Source organism: Massilia genomosp. 1, from assembly GCF_011682185.1.
Taxonomy (GTDB): Bacteria; Pseudomonadota; Gammaproteobacteria; order Burkholderiales; family Burkholderiaceae_D; genus Telluria_A; species Telluria_A rubra.
This window is the reverse complement of record NZ_WHJF01000495.1, coordinates 1-310: the sequence shown is the minus strand read 5'-3', so window position 1 is coordinate 310 and position 310 is coordinate 1. Positions and strand designations below refer to the sequence as shown.

General features: G+C 67.4%; 1 protein-coding gene. It reads right to left on the bottom strand.

Going from position 1 to position 310, the window contains the following annotated elements; all coding sequences use genetic code 11:
• Positions 1-310 (bottom strand): TerD family protein (locus F1735_RS34645; protein ID WP_167241586.1); only part of this gene is annotated, 310 nt, incomplete at both ends.

Here is a 310-nt window from a genome sequence, read left to right as displayed (position 1 = left end):
ATCGGCGCCGGAAAAGGCGAAGCGCGCATTTTCTTCGGTGCCGGCGAGCAGGCGCAGGTAGCCGCTGGAGAGCTGGGACATGGTGCCGTCGCCGTCGACGCTGGCGGTGATCGCCAGTTGGTCGATGTTGGCGGGCAGCAGGCGGGTATCGATGCGGAAACCGAGCAGGTCGCCGGGGATGTCGATCAGTTCGGCGCCACCGCAGGGCGTGCGCGGCTGGTTGAAGAAGGTCATGTACGACTCATCGAGCAGCTTGCCGTCGGTGCCCAGGCCGAAGCAGGCGAAGTCGAGCCGCAGGCCGGCGGCGTTC